We start from the raw sequence: 16,838 nt of genomic DNA on the forward strand, positions 1-16,838 counted from the left end.
CTTTAATTACTGTTCAGCCAGCTTAAAATCTACAGGCACTGTCACCGTAAATGATTTTTTTGCTAAACTACCTTTTACTGGCAATAAATTGGCTGATTTTCTCACCATTTCTAGCGCTTGATCATCCAATGCCTTATGACCAGTTGAGTCAATCAAGGTCACCTCGACAAGTTTTCCTAAAATAAACTTGGCAAGCACTTTTAACTGCCCCTCCCAATTACGACGCCTAGCGATTTCTGGATACTTTTTGTTTTTACTCACCAAGTCAAACAACGCTTGCCCGTAGCCCTCCCATGCCTCGTCATTACTGGCTGCTTCGGTTGGTGCAACATCAGATGTGTTGGTTGAAGTATTTGTGCTTGTCGAGTTACTCGTCGTTTTATTTTCGGCAGCGGGTTCGGGTGCGCTGATTGCCACGGGTTTGGGTGATGCCGAAACAACATAATCGCTTGGCGCTGCTGGCGCCTCCGTTGCTAGCACGGGGGCTTCTTTGACTGGTTTTTGCGGTTCTGGCGTAGGCTTGGTCACGTGCTGCTGTACAGGTTTTTCTGGTGTTGGCTCTGCCTTGGCTTGTGGGGGAGGTGGCGCTGGTAGGGGTTCTGGCGTTTTCACTTCTGGCTGCGGCTCTATTACGCTCAACTCGACCTCGATGCGCTTAACTGGTATTTGAGCATTCCCTTTTAAATAGGGCAATACGTAATATAAGCCCATATGCAACAGTAATGAAAAAGCGAGAGCAAGCCAAAATAGCTTGCTTTCATTTGTAATGCTGCGCTGTGTGAACGTCATTGTGCTCAAAAGAGTCACCTATGCGCCTGTGGGCACACTCTTTGGCGCCGCTACATCTGGCAACATCACAAAACTGAATTTAGCAATGCCAGCCCGTTGAATTGCCGCCATCACTTTAGCTACAACGCCGTAAAACACCTTTTCATCGGCGTAGATTTCTACCGCATAATTTGGATTGACACTCGCTGATTTTAGCTGAGTTTCAAGCTGTGCTTGACTATACTTAGTTTGATCTAAATAAATGTCACCGTTATCCGTCACACTGATATGCGCAGTTTTTGGTTTAGTAATCGCAACTTCGGCCGAGGCCTTGGGTAACTTCACCGAAACCGCATTCATGAGCAAAGGCGCCGTTACAATAAAAACGGTCAACAACACCAACATCACATCCACCAGTGGCGTGACGTTAATTTCACTCATCATGCCGCCTTCAGAGCCATAATTGTCCATGGACATGATTAATCCACCTTATAGTCTGAATGTTTAGCTAGTAGCTGTAGCCTCTCAGAGAAATGGTCCATATCGGCTGCGGCAAGGCGTGATTGACGTAAAAAATAATTATAAGAAAGCACTGCTGGAATTGCCGTTGCGATGCCCATGGCCGTTGCAATAAGTGCCTCACCAATTGGCCCAGCAACGACATCCAAACCAGCCGAGCCTGAAGCAGAAATGCCCTTTAGAGCATGCATAATGCCCCACACCGTACCAAATAACCCTATAAAAGGTGAAGTTGAACCTATGCTTGCAAGCACCGCTAGGCCACTCTCTAAGCGCACCTGTTGTTGATGACGCTCCTCACGCAATGACTGTTTCAACATATCGCTATAGGCATTCACATCTAGCGAAGAATCTTTGCGCCAAGCTTTTAGATTCAACATCACTTTATTGCTTAAGTTATTCAGCGACCCTTTCGCTTTATAAAGCGCTTCAGGTAATTTGGTTAGGCGTGTGACCCCAGTGTAATGACTGATAAAACTAGTGTTTGCGTTTTTTTGTTTCCAAAATACATAGCTTTTAACTATCAAAATAGCCCAGGTCAGGACTGATAATCCCGCTAAGAAGTAAAGTACAACATCAACAATGTCAGGTATATTATCCATAAGTCATTTCTTTAATAGTTAGTTAATTGGCTACTTAATCAACCTTTATTCACCAGATATAGGCATTCAGGTCAGAAAGACAAAATTTAAACTTTTAATGTACCTAACGATTAAATTTTGTGAGCGAACGAATATACGGCTTAGTGAAAATTATTGTAAGAGCGAGATTCCCGAATAAATATAGGAAAAACTCACAATATTGATTAGGAAACCTGAAATTAAGTCTTTTCTGTCAATTAAATGCTCATTTAAAGCACCACTGGTCACACTAAATCCTCAATTTACGCACTTTAACTAAGCGATATTTATGCCAATACACTGAAAATTTACTAACCGTCTGTTAAATTTAAGTAAATTGAGAACTATGTATTGACGCTACTAATGCAAAGAACCAGCTGTTGGCTATATACAACCAGCAATTGGCTGAATACAGCCATAATATAGTTATAAATCAATGTGTTATTGATTAATTTTTTTTATTTTGTTACCATCCTAGCATTGAATTTAACGTAATGGTGATTCATTTTTTTAATCACAAAAGGAGATAGAGATGAACAAGAAATTAGTAGCAGTCGCTTTAGCATCTGCCTTTGTAAGCACTTTTGCTTACGCTGGCGGAAATGGTTTTACTGGAAAAATGGAAACTTGTATGAAGGCTGCATTAGCTAAGCATCCAGGTGAAGTACAAACGCTGGAAGCTGAAATCAGCGGTGGTAAAGCTCAGTATGAGTTTGACATTAAGGGTAATGATGGTAAAGAGTGGGAAGTTGAATGTCTAGCCAAGTCAGGCAAAATCATTGAAGAAGAGCAGGAAGTTGCGAATGCTGATGATCCTTTATTTAAGGCTAAAGCTAAAATCACTCAAGATGAAGCTAAAAAGATTGCGCTTGCTAAATTTCCAGGTGAAGTCGTAGAAAGCGAGTTTTCTATTGAGTCTGATGGCAATCCTTCTTATGAATTTGACATTAAAACCAAAGATGGCAAAGAAATGGAAGTTGAAGTTGATGCGGTGACGGGTAAATTGGCTGAAGAGGCTGAAGAAGAAATCTACCAGATTGGTGTAGAGAAATAATCTTCCATTGCTGTAATACGAAAGGCACTCTTTGCAGAGTGCCTTTTTTATTGGGTTTATTCTTTTGAGTTAGACAAGATTAATTAACACAGCTACCTAAATCAAGGGCGGTCTATACTCCCCATAGATTTTGGATAGGTCACGATACCCCAAGGCATATCTTTGTCAGGAATGCGCTTAGTAACTTCAAGCTTGTTAGCATCGATTACGACCACCTCACTTGATTTGCCACATGCCAGCATGATTTGCTGATCATCAGGTGTGAAGCTAAAATGCCAGCAACGATCTCCTGTAGGAATATCTTTAACTTTTTCGAAAGTCTTGGCATCAAATACTTGCAACGCTTTTTCTTTATTCGCGGCGACAAATACACGCTTGCCTTCGCGATCAAATGAAACGCCGTAAGGTGATTTACCTGTGGAAACCTCTTTAATGACTTCAAATTTCTCATTAAGCACCAGCATTTTGTCTGACAATTCCAGTGTTACTACATACGTTTTACCATCAGGCGATACTTTAATACCACGAGGACGTTCACCATATTGTCCAACCAATACGCTCTTAAGAAGCTTGCCAGATTTTATATCGTGAATTGTGATGGAGTTATCTGATTCATTGGTTACAATTAATTTTTTGCTGTCTTTAGAAAACTCCACGCCTTCGGTTTCTGGTTTACCGATGATTTCCTTGATGACTTTACCTTTTTTAAGATCAACAATGGCAATACGGCCAGGAATTTTGTCGTCATCGTCATCCTCTTTATCAGCCTCTGAACCAGGCTTTGGCGGAGGCCCACCTTTAGAGCTAGGCTCATAAGTGATATAAGCACGATCACCTAACACACGAACGAATTCTGGATTTTTACCAATAGCGATAAATTTTGGATTAGCTGCACCTGATGTATCTATTACTGAAATATTGCCATCATCCTTATTGGCGGTCACCAACCATTTTCCATTTGCTGTAATGCCAATTCCACGAGGACCTTTTGCGCCGACATTGACTCCATCTTTTGTTTCCATAGTCTCTAAATCAATGACAGTTACTCCACCATCCTGATTTGATACATAAGCAAGACCTTTAGTGCCTGCAATGGCGCAGGGAACTAACAGCATACCGATGACAAAAACTAATATTGGCTTTAATTTATGATGACTGCTTTGTTGCTTCATAGGGGAATCTCCAGAAAAATGCAGCACGGGCAAACCGCCCGCATTTCTACACATTAATGGCTTAATGACTATCTGGATATAGAAGAAAACTGTAATTAGCCTTAGGATTTAATCCCGTTCAATACATCACGAGGCTAATTCTTACAAAGAAAATTCTGAAAGGTGTGGATTCATAGATAATTACTTATGATATTTCTAGCGACTTTAATTCTTAAAACTCACAAATGCACGATACAACTTTATTATTTACGTTCCAACTTTATTATTTAGGGTACAACTTTATTATTAGTTAACAGCTCATATTGTCTTATCACCAGTACTATTCAACCGTCACCGATTTTGCCAAGTTCCTAGGCTTATCCACATCAGTACCCTTTAGCAAGGCAGCATGATACGCCAATAGCTGGACTGGGATTGTATGCAAAATAGGGGAGAGTACGCCTACATGGCGTGGCGTGCGAATGACATGAACGCCTTCAGATTCGGTGAAGTGGCTGTCAGAGTCTGCAAATACAAATAGCTCACCGCCGCGCGCTCTTACCTCTTGCATATTAGATTTTACTTTTTCTAGCAAGGCATCATTTGGCGCAATCACTACCACTGGCATATCGCTATCTACTAGCGCTAGTGGGCCGTGTTTAAGTTCACCTGCTGGGTATGCCTCTGCGTGGATATAAGAGATCTCTTTAAGCTTTAATGCGCCTTCTAGTGCTATTGGATAGTGTATGCCACGACCTAAAAATAAAGCATGTTGCTTATTGCCAAAGCATTTCGCCCATTCGCGAATTTGTGGTTCTAAATTTAATGCATGTTGCACGCTACCAGCTAATTGTCTTAATGCGGTTAAGTGCGCTTGCTCCTCATCAATACTCAATAGGCCACGTTGCTTAGCTAAAGTGGCCGCCAAAGTGAAGAGGGCGACTAACTGGGTAGTGAAAGCTTTAGTTGAAGCCACGCCAATTTCAGCTCCTGCGCGCGTGTAGAAAACCAATTGTGAGGCACGTGGAATGGTGCTCTCTTGCACGTTACAAATTGCTAAAGTCAAATTCTGACCTAATGCTTTGGCATGTTTCAGTGCTTCCATTGTGTCTAAGGTTTCACCAGATTGGGAAATCGTGACGATTAATTGCTTAACGTTGGGCACAGACACTCGGTAACGATATTCACTGGCAATTTCTACATTGGTAGGTATTTTTGCAATGCTTTCTAGCCAGTATTTAGCTGTCAGTGCAGCGTAATAGCTTGTTCCTGCGGCAAGTATCAAAATACTATCAACTTGCTTAAACACTTCATTGGCATTTTCGCCGAACAGCGCAGGGGAGAATTGGTTATCGTCAATCAGCGCTTCAATGGTATCTGTCAGCGCTTTAGGTTGTTCATGTATTTCTTTTTGCATGAAATGCGCATAGGGCCCAAGTTCCATGCTGGCGAGTGATACGTCACTCATATGAATTATACGTTCTACAATATTGCCGTCGCGCCCAAATATAGTAACGCCTTCACGGCGCACATCGGCCACATCTCCATCTTCAAGATAGATGACTTTGCGGGTCACGGATAGCACCGCTGAAACATCAGAAGCAATGAAGTTTTCACCTTCACCTAAGCCTATCAATAACGGGCAACCCAAACGCGCAGTTATCATGTGTTCAGGCTCTTTCACTGAAATCACGCTGATAGCGAAAGCGCCAGTCAGTTCAGTCACAGCCCTCTGTGTAGCAGCTAATAGCGGTAAATCTTGATGATAATAGTGAATTAAATGCGCAATCACTTCAGTATCGGTTTGTGACGTAAATTCATAACCAAGTGCTTTTAAACGTGTACGCTGCTCATCGTGATTTTCAATAATGCCGTTATGCACTACAGCAATTTCATCTTTTGACACATGTGGATGCGCATTGCTTTCAGTCACGCCGCCGTGTGTTGCCCAGCGCGTATGGCCAATGCCGACTTGGCCACTCAAGTTAATTTCCAAGGCTTTTTCTGTCATAGCCGCAACTCGGCCTACTGCGCGCACGCGCTCAATGTTACCGCCACTTAACACAGCCACACCAGCAGAGTCGTATCCACGGTATTCCAAGCGGCTTAAGCCTTCTATAAGAGTGGATACTACATTTCTACTAGCTACTGCGCCTACAATTCCGCACATAAATGTACTTTCATTAATTTATTTAGTCTTACTTTTTAATTTTTACTGGTCGTTTCCAACCTACTATGGTTTTCTGATCTTTTGCTCGACAGAAGGTTAAAGCTTCCGCTGGTGCGTCTTTGGTAATGGTTGAACCTGCCGCAATAGTCGCATTTTTACCTATGGTGATTGGTGCAACCAACTGTGAGTCTGAGCCTATGAATGCGCCATCTTCAATCACCGTTCTAAATTTATTCGCACCATCGTAATTACAAGTTATCGTTCCAGCACCAATATTCACCTGTTTGCCCACGGTGGTATCACCCACATAACTTAAATGATTAATCTTGCTGCCTATATCAACCTGTGAGTTTTTAAGCTCTACAAAGTTACCAATATGTGTGTCTGCGGCCAATGTAGTGCCTGGACGCAATCGTGCAAAGGGTCCAATGCGGCTATTTTCACCAATCTCGGTTTCATCTATATGAGTAAAAGGCGCAATTTGCACGCCAGTTTTGATGATGGCATTTTTAATGACACAATTTGCTGAAATTTTTACGTTATCACCTAAAGTGACATTACCTTCAAATACGCAGTTAACATCAATCTCGACATCTTGACCACAGCTGAGTAAACCGCGCACATCAAGTCGGGCAGGGTCTTTTAACGTAACACCTTGCAGCAGTAATTTTTGCGCAATGCGTGTTTGATATACTCGCTCTATAGCACTTAAATCTGTTTTAGAATTAATACCTGTCACTGACCATTCATCATCTGTAATTTCCGCAACAACTTCTACGCCTTGTTGCACAGCTAACGCCACAATATCAGTCAGATAATATTCGCCTTGTGCATTGTTATTGGTCAATTCGGATAACCATTTGGTTAAATGCACATTAGGCATTGCCATAATGCCAGTATTGACTTCAACGATATCTCGCTGCGCTTCAGTAGCATCTTTATGCTCGATAATCGCCATTACATTTTGATTCTCTGCGCGAACAATGCGCCCATAACCAGTAGGGTCTACCTTATTAAAAGATAGAATCGCTAGCTTATTATTGGCTTGTTCAATTAACACCTTACAGGCCGTCACATCAACTAGGGGTACATCTCCTAACATGACTAACGACTGTGCATCAACGTCTAAGAAGGGTAGGGCTTGTTGCACAGCATGACCTGTACCAAGTTGTTCTGCTTGGTTTACCCAAGTAATTTCTTCATGTAAAAATGACTCACGAACAACTTCACCGCCATAGCCATACACCACAATGATTTTGCTTGGATTCAACGTTTTTGCACAGTCAATCACGTGCGCCAATATCGATTGACCGCCAATTTTATGCAGAACTTTAGGTGTATTAGAATGCATGCGAGTACCTTTACCCGCTGCAAGAATAATGATATTGAGTGGCTTCATAACTCTAAAAATATTGTGACTTTCGCATGGCTAAAGTATAACAAAAAAGGCAGCCTAAGCTGCCTTTTTGCTGGTGCTAACTTACTTGTGTTAAGTTATATAGCACCGAATTGATTTTTGCAATTAGTGCTTAACTTTACGTAGTCGTTCGATTGCTTGAATTTGCGCAATTGCCTCAGACAATTCAGCCTGTGCTTTCGCATAATCCATATCAGAAGTACGATTTTTCATCGCTTCTTCAGCTGCCGCTTTTGCAGCAACTGCTTTAGCTTCGTCTAAATCGTGACCACGCACTGCGGTGTCTGCCAACACAGTAATTAAACCTGGTTGCACTTCTAACAAACCGCCAGAGATAAAAATCAAAGTTTCTTCAGCAGAATCAGATAGCTTGATACGCAATGCACCTGGTTTGATTGTAGTGACCATAGGTGCGTGATGTGGATAGATACCCACTTCACCAGCACTGGCTGGCACTACAATAAACTCGGCTTCACCGGCAAAAATGCTGGCTTCTGCACTTACTACATCGATATGAACAGTATTTGCCATATGTTTTCTCTATACTTTTATTAAAGTTTACTAAGTTTTAGCTTAGTTTAAAGTTTTGGCTTTTTCTACTGCTTCTTCAATGCCACCTACCATGTAGAACGCTTGCTCAGGCAAGTGATCGTATTCACCAGCAACAATCGCTTTAAAGCCTTTGATTGTTTCTTTTAGTGGAACATATTTACCGGGTGCGCCAGTAAACACTTCAGCTACGTGGAATGGTTGTGACAAGAAACGTTGGATTTTACGTGCACGGCCAACAGCTAATTTATCTTCGGGTGACAATTCGTCCATACCCAAAATAGCGATAATGTCGCGAAGTTCTTTATAACGTTGTAATGTTTGTTGAACAGAACGTGCAACGTTGTAATGCTCTTCACCAACTACCAATGGATCTAATTGACGTGATGTTGAATCTAGTGGGTCAACCGCTGGGTAGATACCTAAAGAAGCAATGTCACGTGAAAGAACAACGGTTGAATCCAAATGTTGGAAAGTTGTCGCTGGTGATGGGTCAGTCAAGTCATCGGCAGGTACGTAAACCGCTTGGATAGAAGTAATAGAGCCTGTTTTAGTTGAAGTAATACGCTCTTGTAAACGGCCCATTTCATCCGCTAGAGTAGGTTGGTAACCTACAGCAGAAGGCATACGACCTAACAACGCAGATACTTCAGTACCGGCCAATGTGTAACGGTAGATGTTATCAACGAAGAACAACACGTCACGGCCTTCATCACGGAATTTCTCAGCCATTGTCAAACCTGACAAAGCTACACGTAAACGGTTGCCTGGTGGTTCGTTCATTTGACCGAAAACCATCGCTACTTTTGATTCTTTCATGTCGTCAAGTTTAATAACGCCAGCTTCTGCCATTTCGTGGTAGAAGTCGTTACCTTCACGAGTACGCTCACCCACACCTGCAAACACTGATAAACCTGAGTGTTGTTTTGCAATGTTGTTAATAAGCTCAAGCATGTTAACTGTTTTACCCACACCAGCACCACCGAACAGACCGACTTTACCACCTTTAGCAAACGGGCAAACTAAGTCAATCACCTTGATACCTGTTTCTAACAAGTCAACAGAAGGAGATAACTCTTCAAAAGTTGGCGCTTTTTGGTGAATTGCGCGACGCTCGTCACAATCAATTGGACCAGCCTCATCGATTGGGCGACCTAATACATCCATAATACGACCCAAAGTACCTACACCAACTGGCACAGTAATTTGATCGCCAGTTGATTTGAATGCTGTACCACGTGCAAGACCATCAGAAGAACCCATGGCAATCGTACGTACAATACCATCGCCTAATTGCTGTTGCACTTCAAGTGTCAAGCCTGCTTCAGCATTGCTTGTAGCATCATCAATAATTAACGCTTCAAATACTTTAGGCATTTGATCGCGTGGAAACTCAACGTCCACAACCGCACCAATAATTTGCACTACTTTACCTATTTTTACACCTACGTTCGCTGTACTCATTTTTTATATCCTATTCAAGCTAATCTGTTGAATTGTAATTTAATTCTTAAAAATACTATGATACCGCTGCCGCGCCGCCGACGATTTCTGAAATCTCTTTGGTAATAGCGGCTTGACGTGCTTTGTTGTAAACCAGTTTCAAATCACCAATGACTTCTTTCGCATTGTCAGATGCTGATTTCATCGCCACCATACGTGATGATTGTTCAGAAGCCATATTTTCTGCCACAGCGTTAAAGACTATTGATTCAACGTAACGTGTCATCAATTGGTCAACCACTGATTTAGGGTCTGGTTCATAAATATAATCCCACGAGCCTTTTGGGCTGCCTAAGCGGTCACCACTTAATGGTAATAACTGCTCCATCACAGGTTCTTGCTTCATGGTATTAATAAATTTGGTGTAACTAATATAAAGCTGATCAATTTCACCAGCTTCATACATATCCAGCATCACTTTGATGGTACCAATTAGAGTATCTAAATGTGGTACGTCACCTAAACCAACAATGTGAGACTTAACATTAGCACCAACACGGTTCATAAAGCTGAAACCTTTGTTACCAATTGCACTAACCGCGATTGCTTTACCTTCAGATTCCCAATTTTTCATTTGGTTAACTGATAAACGCAACATATTGGTGTTTAAACCGCCACATAGGCCTTTATCTGAGCTAACCACAATCAAACCAACGTTTTTCACAACGTCACGTTTGATTAAATAGGGGTGTTTATACTCTGGGTTTGCAAATGAAAGATGCGCAGCAACGTTACGAATTTTCTCAGCATACGGACGGCTAGCACGCATTCTATCTTGCGCTTTACGCATTTTAGAAGCGGCAACCATTTCCATCGCTTTTGTGATCTTGCGTGTATTTTCAACACTCTTGATCTTGGTTCTAATCTCTTTACTACCAGCCATTTTTAATCCTAAAAGTGATTAGTAAGCGCTATTAATATGCGTTAGTAGCTTTGAAGTCTACAATTGCGGCTTCAACAGCTTTTTCGTTATCACCAGCTAAATCTTTGCTAGATTCAATGCCTTCCATCAATTTAGCGTATTTAGAGCCCATGAAACCATGTAATGCAGTTTCAAAAGCTAACACTTTATTAGTTGGAACATCATCAAAGTAACCTTTGTTAGCTGCTAACAAAGTAATTGCCATTTTAGAAACACTTAATGGAGCATATTGTGCTTGTTTCATCAACTCAGTAAACATACGACCGCGGTCTAGTTGTTTACGTGTTGCTTCATCCAGATCAGAAGCGAACTGCGCGAACGCAGCCAATTCACGATATTGCGCTAGCGCCAAACGTACACCGCCACCCAATTTCTTGATAACTTTAGTTTGAGCAGCACCACCTACGCGAGACACTGAAATACCAGCGTTAATTGCAGGACGAATACCAGCATTGAACAAGTCAGTTTCTAAGAAGATTTGACCATCGGTAATAGAAATAACGTTAGTTGGAACGAATGCAGAAACGTCACCAGCCGCAGTTTCAATCACTGGCAATGCAGTCAATGAACCCGTTTTGCCTTTAACAGCACCGTTTGTGAATTTTTCAACATAATCTTCGTTAACACGAGCAGCACGCTCTAATAAACGTGAGTGAATGTAGAACACGTCACCTGGGTAAGCTTCACGGCCTGGTGGACGACGTAATAGCAATGAAATTTGACGGTAAGCAATCGCTTGTTTTGTCAAATCATCGTATACGATCAATGCATCTTCACCACGGTCGCGGAAGTATTCGCCCATAGTACAACCAGCATATGGTGCTAAGAATTGTAATGCAGCTGAGTCAGAAGCAGTCGCAGCAACAACAATGGTGTAAGCCATCGCGCCGTTTTCTTCTAATTTACGAACCACGTTAGCTACTGTAGAAGCCTTTTGGCCAATCGCAACGTAGATACAGGTCATGTTTTGACCTTTTTGATTGATAATCGCATCAATCGCAACCGCAGTTTTACCTGTTTGACGGTCACCAATAATCAATTCACGTTGACCACGGCCAACTGGAACCATAGAGTCAACTGATTTCAAACCTGTTTGCACAGGTTGTGAAACTGATTTACGGGCAATTACGCCTGGCGCAACTTTTTCAATTTTATCAGTCATTTTTGCATTAACTGGGCCTTTACCATCAATTGGCTGACCTAATGCATTCACAACACGACCGATTAATTCTGGACCAACTGGCACTTCTAAAATACGACCTGTACATTTACAGATGTCGCCTTCAGTAATGTGTTCGTAGTCACCTAGAACAACTGCTCCGACTGAATCACGCTCTAAGTTAAGCGCCAAACCGAATGTGTTGCCTGGGAACTCGATCATCTCGCCGGCCATCACGTTTGAAAGACCGTGAATACGAACAATACCGTCGGTTACTGAAATTACTGTACCTTGAGTACGCGCTTCAGCTGAGGTAGAAAAATTTTCTAATCTGCTTTTAATCAGTTCACTGATTTCTGATGTAGATAACTGCATTTTGACTCCTAATAATTTTCTTTGCCTAAACTATTCTTAGCTATAGGCCTAAGCTGAAAGCGTGTATGCTAAATTTTGTAACTGACCTTTGACGGATGCGTCTATCACGGTATCGCCAACAATAATTTTAATGCCGCCAATCAATTCTGTATCTACAGAAACATTAGCTTCGATCTTTTTACCGAACTTAGCCTCTAAACGTTTTACTAAATCTTTGACTTCTGCAGCACTAGGCTTAGCAGCGGCAATAATTTGCGCATCCAAAGTACCTTCGTCTAACGCTTTAAGCTCTTCAAATGCTTCAGTAATCGCAGGCAAAATAGACATACGTCCGTACTCAACCAGCACTTTAATCAAGTTTTGACCTTGTTCGTTTAGCTTATCGCCACACACTTTTAGAAAAGTGTCTTGCAATTCGCTACTGACTACTTTTGGATCTTGAATGTAAGCTTGCATCTGCGCATCGCTAGCGACTGCAGAAGCGAAATCTAACATTTCAGACCATTTAGCCAACGACTTTTGTTCGCGACCTAATTTATAAGCAGCAACTGCGTAAGGCCTTGCGATGGTTGATATTTCAGCCATGTCTTATCCTTAAAGTTCTGCTGCTAATTTAGATAAAATTTCACTGTGTGCTTTTGCGTCAATTTCTTTACGCAAGATTTTTTCAGCACCAGCAATCGCCAAGGCAGACACTTGTGAGCGCAAACCTTCTTTAGCACGGTTAATTTCTTGATCTATTTCCGCTTTTGCACCTGTAATTAAACGGTCACCTTCTGTAATTGCAGTGCCTTTGGCATCTTCGATAATTTGAGTAGCACGCTTTTCAGCTTGACCAATAATTTCAGAAGCTTTTTGCTTAGCCTCATTTAAAGTTACTTCTGATTTCTTAGCAGCAACCTCTAGCGCATTCTTACCTTCATGCGCAGCCGCCAAACCATCAGCAATTTCTTTCTGACGTGTTTCAATCGCACGAAGTAAAGGAGGCCATACATATTTGACTGTAAACCAAATTAGAATTGCAAAGGCAATAGCTTGTGCAACTAATGTTAAGTTAATATTCATTTTGTTTCCAGATAATGGCTTTTAAATAAGCGGCATTTAAATGCCGCCAACTAAATATAAAATTAGCCTACCACTTTTGGCAATACGCCCAATAATGGGTTTGAAAATGCGAACATCATTACAATACCAACAGCAATAATGAATGAAGCATCGATAAGACCTAGAAGCAAGAATACTTTACCTTGTAATTCTGGAATCATTTCTGGTTGACGTGCTGCACCTTCTAAAAAGCTTGAACACATAATACCGATACCGATACATGCACCTAATGCGCCTAAACCTACCATAAGGCCTAAACCGATTGCAGTGTAAGACTGAACCATTGCGATTGCTTCCATTTTATTACCCTCTCAAGTGAAAATTATTACTAATTAATTAAAACAAATAAACTACCAAAAACTATTAATGGCTTTCATGTGCCATAGATAAATACACTACTGTCATCATCATAAAGATGAATGCTTGCAAAGCTACGATTAAGATGTGGAAAATTGACCATCCCGCGCCCAATATTGCGCCAAATACCGTGCCAGCGATACCACTAGCCGCAAACATGCCTAACAACATAAATATTATTTCGCCCGCATACATGTTGCCGAAAAGACGCAAAGAATGTGATAGCGGCTTTGAAATATACTCAATTATATTAAAAGCGAAGTTTGCTAAAAATAGTAAAGGACTTGCCAACAATGCGATTAAACCACCGATACTTTTAGGCACTTTAAAGCTAGGTGCCCCGAATGGAGAGCAGAATAACTCATGAATCCAACCACCAAAGCCTTTGACTTTAATGCTGAAAAAAATCATTAAAATCCACACAGATAAAGCAAGTGCAAATGTTGTATTAATATCTGATGTAGGTACAGGGCGCCATTTTGCATGCTCACCGCCCAACAAACTCGCTACACCCGCAACCCAATCTACTGGTAAAAAGTCCATGGCATTCATGGCAAGTACCCACAGGAACACTGTTAATGCCGCAGGCGCAATAAACGCATGGCGATTACCATGAAATATATTCTTAACTTGATTATCAATAAAGCTAAACACTAGCTCCACAAAAGCTTGAGATTTAGTTGGCACCCCAGCGTGCGCTTTTCTAGCCACCAGCCAAATTGCAAGCATCACTAACAAACCAAGCACAACAGAAGTTGCTAAAGTATCTACGTGTATAGTCCAAAAACCCTCATTCGTTGTATTTCCATTCACACCTTGAGCATTAAAACTCAAATGATGTTGAATATATTCTGTAGGGGTTAGTTCGTGATTTTCTTGATTTGTTGCCATATCAGTTCTATGTCCAGTAAATTAACTTTTCACTTCCAAAAACAGGGCTTTGTATTTTTAACAAAGACCTATTTTAATTAAATTTTTATATTCGATTTCTTCAATTTGCCAATTGCGGCGCCAGAAATCAGCGCTGTTCCCGCCACTCCAGCCAATAAAGCTGGTGGAATCAATTGTTTGTAAAATTTAAATGATACAAACAGCACAACGATGATAATTAAAATCTTAAGTGCCTCAGCCTTCAATAAATTGAGTAGTGCTGATGACGGTGTTTTTGCTTCACGTCCAGCAACTCTTGAAGAAAAATAAGCACCAATTAATACCGATAAACCACCAATTAAACCTGAAATACCTGCATTTATTCCAGACAAGGCAAAAGCCGTCAGAGTAATTAAAACGGTAACAATCAGCTGCAGTCGCAACATATTATTAAATACCGACGCAGTTGTATTTTCCATATTTTAACCAGTTCAAAATCAACTTTTAAAACTAGTATCGTCTAATATTTTTATTTCAGATCTAGCAAAGTCCGCGATTTTGAATTATTACCGATTTTTAGTCAAGGATTAAGTGATAAGCTTTTACATTTTGTTTAAGCAAAATTAATCACTTAGCGCGAGATCCTGCTCACGATTTCATCTAACTGATCTAAATTTGCGTAGCTTATTTTTAAAGTACCCGCGCCTTTAGCCCCTGCTTTAATGTTGACTGTTGCGCCTAGCTTATCGCTTAATGCCTCTTGCAGCCTTAAAACATCATGATTCACTGGGGTTTTCTGTAATTGTTTTTGGGGTTCTTTTGCCCCTATATGCTCTAGATTTTTTACTAGATTTTCAACTTCACGGACTGATAAATTATTTTGTACAACTAGGTTTGCAATCATCACTTGTTGGGCGCCATCTAGTCCGATAAGCGCACGTGCATGACCCATATCTAATTTGCCGTGCATCAACATATCCTGAACGGGCACACATAAAGTAAGTAAGCGTAGTAAATTTGAAACTGCGACACGAGAACGACCAACTGCGGCGGCGGCTTTTTCGTGCGTCATATCAAATTCATCAATCAGTCGCTTAATCCCTTGCGCTTCCTCTAAGGGATTAAGGTTTTCACGTTGAATATTCTCTATTAAAGCCATTGCTAATGCGGCTTCATCGGCGATTTCACGCACTAAAACCGGCACTTCTTCCAAGCCAGCTATTTGGCTGGCACGCCAACGGCGTTCACCTGCAATAATTTCGTACTGGTCATCATCGCCATGTTCATTTGGCAGGTGACGCACCAAAATTGGCTGCATAATTCCTTGTGACTTAATCGAAGCCGCTAAAGTCTGCAAAGCGGCATCATCCATATAGCTACGTGGTTGGTATTTTCCAGGCTGCAATTGCGCTACTTTTAGCACCAAAAGTGAATCCGCTTCACCCACGCTGCCCATATCCCCAGCGAGTAAACTATCCAAGCCGCGACCCAAGCCTCTATTTAAGCCTTTTAATTTAGCCATGTTTTTTTCCACTCCGCATTACTTCTTTTGCCAACTCTAAATATGCCACAGCGCCTTTTGAGGCTTTATCGTAGCTCAACACTGGAACACCATAACTAGGTGCTTCTGCTAAACGAATATTGCGTGGAATGACAGTTTTGTAAACTTTATCGCCAAAATGGCTAATAAGTTGCGCAGATACTTGCTGTGCCAGCATATTGCGACTATCGAACAAGGTACGCAATAAACCTTCAATTTCCAAGGTTGGATTAAGGCGCGCGCGCACTTTTTTGATAGTGTTAACTAAGTCAGATAAGCCTTCCAATGCGTAATATTCACATTGCATAGGAATCATCACCGCATTAGAAGCTGTGAGTGCATTAACCGTTACTAGGTTGAGGGCGGGGGGGCAATCCAACAATACAAAATCATAAGGTGCGGCTTCTTCAGCACTCACTAACTTTGCAATCGCCACTTTTAAGCGATTTTCACGCGCCAGCTCATTCACCAACTCAACCTCTGCACCCGCCAAATCACGGTTTGAAGGCGCTATATCAAAGCCACCTTTTTCACTGGTTAAAATCACTTCTTTCAGTGACTTTTCCCCAATCAACACATGATAAATACTGAACTTTAAGTGCGCCTTATCTATGCCACTTCCAGTACTGGCATTGCCTTGCGGGTCTAAATCAATGAGCAAAACGCGCTTGCCTAAACTTGCCAAACTAGCAGCTAAGTTCACGCAAGTGGTGGTTTTACCTACACCGCCTTTTTGATTAGTGATTGCTAATATTTTCAT

Annotated in this window: 18 protein-coding genes; 1 reads left to right on the forward strand and 17 read right to left on the reverse strand. The window is 41.4% G+C overall.

Translation table 11 applies throughout. The features are described 5' to 3' along the window. Positions 1–6: 6 nt before the first annotated feature. The 3 genes from PSV17_RS05895 to PSV17_RS05905 are packed head-to-tail and all read right to left on the reverse strand — an operon-like array spanning position 7 to position 1,889. Positions 7–789 (reverse strand): TonB family protein, encoded by a 783-nt coding sequence (locus tag PSV17_RS05895; protein ID WP_300480798.1) that lies wholly within the window; start codon positions 787–789, stop codon positions 7–9. Between the two features lie 18 nt (positions 790–807). Beyond that, entirely contained in the window at positions 808–1,245 is a 438-nt protein-coding gene (locus PSV17_RS05900) for a biopolymer transporter ExbD (RefSeq protein WP_300480604.1), read from the reverse strand. Between the two features lie 2 nt (positions 1,246–1,247). Continuing rightward, a complete protein-coding gene (locus PSV17_RS05905; RefSeq protein WP_300480605.1) occupies positions 1,248–1,889 on the reverse strand; it encodes a MotA/TolQ/ExbB proton channel family protein in 642 nt (213 codons plus the stop codon). A gap of 550 nt (positions 1,890–2,439) precedes the next feature. Between PSV17_RS05905 and PSV17_RS05910 the strand changes: the two genes are divergently transcribed. Further along, on the forward strand, positions 2,440–2,961 hold the full coding sequence (locus PSV17_RS05910; protein WP_300480607.1) for a PepSY domain-containing protein: 522 nt from the start codon (positions 2,440–2,442) through the stop codon (positions 2,959–2,961). Between the two features lie 101 nt (positions 2,962–3,062). On the opposite strand, the gene PSV17_RS05915 is transcribed toward PSV17_RS05910, so the two are convergent. From PSV17_RS05915 to PSV17_RS05980, 14 genes are all read right to left on the reverse strand, one after another. Continuing rightward, positions 3,063–4,133, reverse strand: coding sequence for a beta-propeller fold lactonase family protein (locus tag PSV17_RS05915; RefSeq protein WP_300480608.1), 1,071 nt, complete (start codon positions 4,131–4,133; stop codon positions 3,063–3,065). A gap of 319 nt (positions 4,134–4,452) precedes the next feature. After that, complete coding sequence (gene glmS / locus PSV17_RS05920; protein WP_300480609.1) at positions 4,453–6,282, reverse strand: glutamine--fructose-6-phosphate transaminase (isomerizing); 1,830 nt, start codon at positions 6,280–6,282, stop codon at positions 4,453–4,455. 28 nt (positions 6,283–6,310) lie between these two features. Then, entirely contained in the window at positions 6,311–7,681 is a 1,371-nt protein-coding gene (gene glmU, locus PSV17_RS05925) for a bifunctional UDP-N-acetylglucosamine diphosphorylase/glucosamine-1-phosphate N-acetyltransferase GlmU (protein WP_300480611.1), read from the reverse strand. A 123-nt stretch (positions 7,682–7,804) separates the two neighbouring features. Continuing rightward, positions 7,805–8,230, reverse strand: a complete 426-nt coding sequence (locus PSV17_RS05930; protein WP_300480613.1) for a F0F1 ATP synthase subunit epsilon — start codon at positions 8,228–8,230, stop codon at positions 7,805–7,807. Positions 8,231–8,272: 42 nt separating this feature from the next. Further along, on the reverse strand, positions 8,273–9,712 hold the full coding sequence (gene atpD / locus PSV17_RS05935; RefSeq protein WP_300480614.1) for a F0F1 ATP synthase subunit beta: 1,440 nt from the start codon (positions 9,710–9,712) through the stop codon (positions 8,273–8,275). A gap of 55 nt (positions 9,713–9,767) precedes the next feature. Next, positions 9,768–10,634 (reverse strand): F0F1 ATP synthase subunit gamma, encoded by an 867-nt coding sequence (gene atpG / locus PSV17_RS05940; protein WP_300480615.1) that lies wholly within the window; start codon positions 10,632–10,634, stop codon positions 9,768–9,770. A 31-nt stretch (positions 10,635–10,665) separates the two neighbouring features. Beyond that, entirely contained in the window at positions 10,666–12,207 is a 1,542-nt protein-coding gene (gene atpA / locus PSV17_RS05945) for a F0F1 ATP synthase subunit alpha (RefSeq protein ID WP_300480617.1), read from the reverse strand. A 48-nt stretch (positions 12,208–12,255) separates the two neighbouring features. Further along, the gene (locus PSV17_RS05950) at positions 12,256–12,792 is read right to left on the reverse strand and encodes a F0F1 ATP synthase subunit delta (protein WP_300480619.1); all 537 of its coding nucleotides are present in this window, start codon (positions 12,790–12,792) and stop codon (positions 12,256–12,258) included. A gap of 9 nt (positions 12,793–12,801) precedes the next feature. Next, positions 12,802–13,272, reverse strand: a complete 471-nt coding sequence (locus PSV17_RS05955; protein WP_300480622.1) for a F0F1 ATP synthase subunit B — start codon at positions 13,270–13,272, stop codon at positions 12,802–12,804. A 62-nt stretch (positions 13,273–13,334) separates the two neighbouring features. After that, positions 13,335–13,610, reverse strand: coding sequence for a F0F1 ATP synthase subunit C (gene atpE, locus PSV17_RS05960; RefSeq protein WP_300480624.1), 276 nt, complete (start codon positions 13,608–13,610; stop codon positions 13,335–13,337). 64 nt (positions 13,611–13,674) lie between these two features. After that, entirely contained in the window at positions 13,675–14,559 is an 885-nt protein-coding gene (atpB, locus tag PSV17_RS05965) for a F0F1 ATP synthase subunit A (RefSeq protein WP_300480626.1), read from the reverse strand. Positions 14,560–14,636: 77 nt separating this feature from the next. Beyond that, positions 14,637–15,017 carry an ATP synthase subunit I gene (locus PSV17_RS05970; protein ID WP_300480627.1) on the reverse strand — a complete coding sequence of 127 codons (381 nt, stop codon included), beginning with the start codon at positions 15,015–15,017 and terminating at the stop codon, positions 14,637–14,639. A 152-nt stretch (positions 15,018–15,169) separates the two neighbouring features. Continuing rightward, positions 15,170–16,060 (reverse strand): ParB/RepB/Spo0J family partition protein, encoded by an 891-nt coding sequence (locus PSV17_RS05975; protein WP_300480629.1) that lies wholly within the window; start codon positions 16,058–16,060, stop codon positions 15,170–15,172. Beyond that, on the reverse strand, positions 16,053–16,838 hold the full coding sequence (locus PSV17_RS05980; RefSeq protein ID WP_300480630.1) for an AAA family ATPase: 786 nt from the start codon (positions 16,836–16,838) through the stop codon (positions 16,053–16,055). The genes PSV17_RS05975 and PSV17_RS05980 overlap by 8 nt, the downstream gene beginning before the upstream one ends.

Source organism: Methylotenera sp., from assembly GCF_029946165.1.
In the GTDB taxonomy this organism is placed as follows: domain Bacteria; phylum Pseudomonadota; class Gammaproteobacteria; order Burkholderiales; family Methylophilaceae; genus Methylotenera.